The 2,115-nt window shown below is 33.7% G+C and carries 2 protein-coding genes; both read right to left on the reverse strand.

Going from position 1 to position 2,115, the window contains the following annotated elements:
• The coding region (locus AC4FRF_RS17520; RefSeq protein ID WP_491161588.1) for an OmpA family protein at positions 1–1,765 on the reverse strand (1,765 nt) is incomplete at its 3' end.
• Positions 1,766–1,776: 11 nt separating this feature from the next.
• Positions 1,777–2,115, reverse strand: a 339-nt coding sequence (locus AC4FRF_RS17525) for a PorP/SprF family type IX secretion system membrane protein (RefSeq protein WP_491161590.1), incomplete at its 5' end; no start/stop codon positions are given.

Consider the following 2,115-nt stretch of genomic DNA (forward strand, 5'->3'; position numbering starts at 1 on the left):
TATCGGATAAAGCTTCGTTGTATTTGAAAGAAGCACGACTATCGGTATGCGAACGAATATCAAGTTTCATATTCGGATATTGGTTTAATACATCTAATATTTTTTCTAAATCCAAAGCCGCTTCAGTTCTAATATTAGATTTATCTAAGTCAAAATAAATATTTTGAATACCAAAACATTTTCCTAAATCGTCACCTACCGTTACTTTGCATTGGTCTTTTTCTAAGGCTATAGGTAAATTGGTTTTTCCATTTTCGTATGGAATGGTTATTTGTTTTTCATTGGTATTGTAGTCTTCTTTTTCGGCTCTAACGGTGTACATTTTGCTGCATTCAACCATAAAACTATAATCACCATTTTGATCGGCTTCAAGGGTTTTTAGGATGTTCATTTTGTTGTCAAACAAAGTTACTTTAGCATTAGCAAGTGCCATTTTAGAATCAAGGTCGGTAATTTTACCATATAATTCTTGTTCGCAAATAAGTCTTCTGGTTTCAATAAATTTATAAATATCATCATATCCTTGTCCGCCATCTCTATTAGAGGATAGGAATCCTCTTCTGGATTTACTATCGATGATATAAGCAAAATCGTCTTTAGGTGAATTAGCATCCATTCCTATATTTTGTACTTTATTCAAGGAACCGTTATCATTAATTTTAGTCACAAAAATATCTAATCCTCCCACACCAGGATGTCCATCAGAGGCAAAGTAGAGTTCGTTATCCTGACTTACAAAAGGAAAGGTTTCTCTGCCTTCGGTATTTATAGAAGGGCCTAAGTTTACAGGAGTTCCAAAGGTTCCATCCTCATTAATTTGTACTTTAAAGATATCCGACATTCCTAATGTTCCCGGCATATCAGAAGCAAAATATAAAGTTTTTTCATCAGGACTCAGCGTAGGGTGTGCTGTACTGTAACTGTCACTTGTAAAAGAAAGGGGTTGTATGTTAGTCCAGTTTTCATCAACTAAAGTTGCTTTGTATAATTTTACTAAAGTAATTCCGTTTTCGTTTTTACCTTTTTTACCATTAATATAATTGTTTCTGGTAAAATAAACGGTTTTTCCGTCTTTGGTAAAAACAGGTGTTGCTTCGTTGAATTTAGATTTTAATTGTCTGTTGAATTTAACAGGGTTGCTAGGAGACATGTTTTCATCTAAATCAGCGCTGTATAAATTGGTAAAATGTTGGTCGGTCCAAGTGTGTTTTCTTTGTCCTAAACTTCCTGTATCTCTAGCAGAGGTAAAGACTACTTTGTTATTGTAAATGCTAGAACCATAATCCGAATATTGAGAGTTGATCCCTGCGTTTTCTATTTTGTACCTCCCAGAGTTGGCCTTAATTTCCTCTAAGTAATTGGTGTTTTCTTTATACAATTTGGCTCTACTATCATTACTGGACATTTTGTCAAATTGTTCCAGAATTTGGTCGGCTTTTTTATTATCACCAGTAGCACGCAAAGATTGTGCATAGCGATAGTAGTAAGGTGCTTCGATTGTGATATCTGGCATAGCAAATAGTTCGGCATACCATTTCACGGCTTTTTCTAATTCACCATTGAAATAATAAGCATTTCCAATTTTTTGAAACATAGGAGCAGACTTATATCCTTTTTCGGCGACTTTTTCATAGGTTTTAATAGCATCTATATACGCATAGTTGTCGTACTTTTTATCGGCATTAGCCAATTTAGCTTTTTGGGAATAAATGTTAGCAGAAAAAACACTTATTATAGCTATGCAAAGGAGTATATTTTTTTTCATGATACTTATTTTTAGAAGAATCTTGGAGTTGTAATCTTATTATTGTTTTTGAAAATTTCATATCTCAAGAAAATTTCATGCGAACCAGAATTGTAATTATCTAATTTGGTAGTTTCTAAATCATAACCGTAACCGATGTATAAGGCATCAGATACTTGAAACCCAGCCATTGCACTTACAGAAGCACTCCAACGATAAGCAAGTCCGAGGGTAAATTTGTCATTGAACATAAAGTTTCCTGAGACATCTACTTGCAAAGGAGCTCCTTGTACCATTTTAGTTAGTAAAGCAGGTTTGAATTTCAGGTTGTAATTTAAATCCATCACATAACCTGCAATCAGGTAATAATT

This window comes from Flavobacterium sp. ST-158, assembly GCF_058309975.1.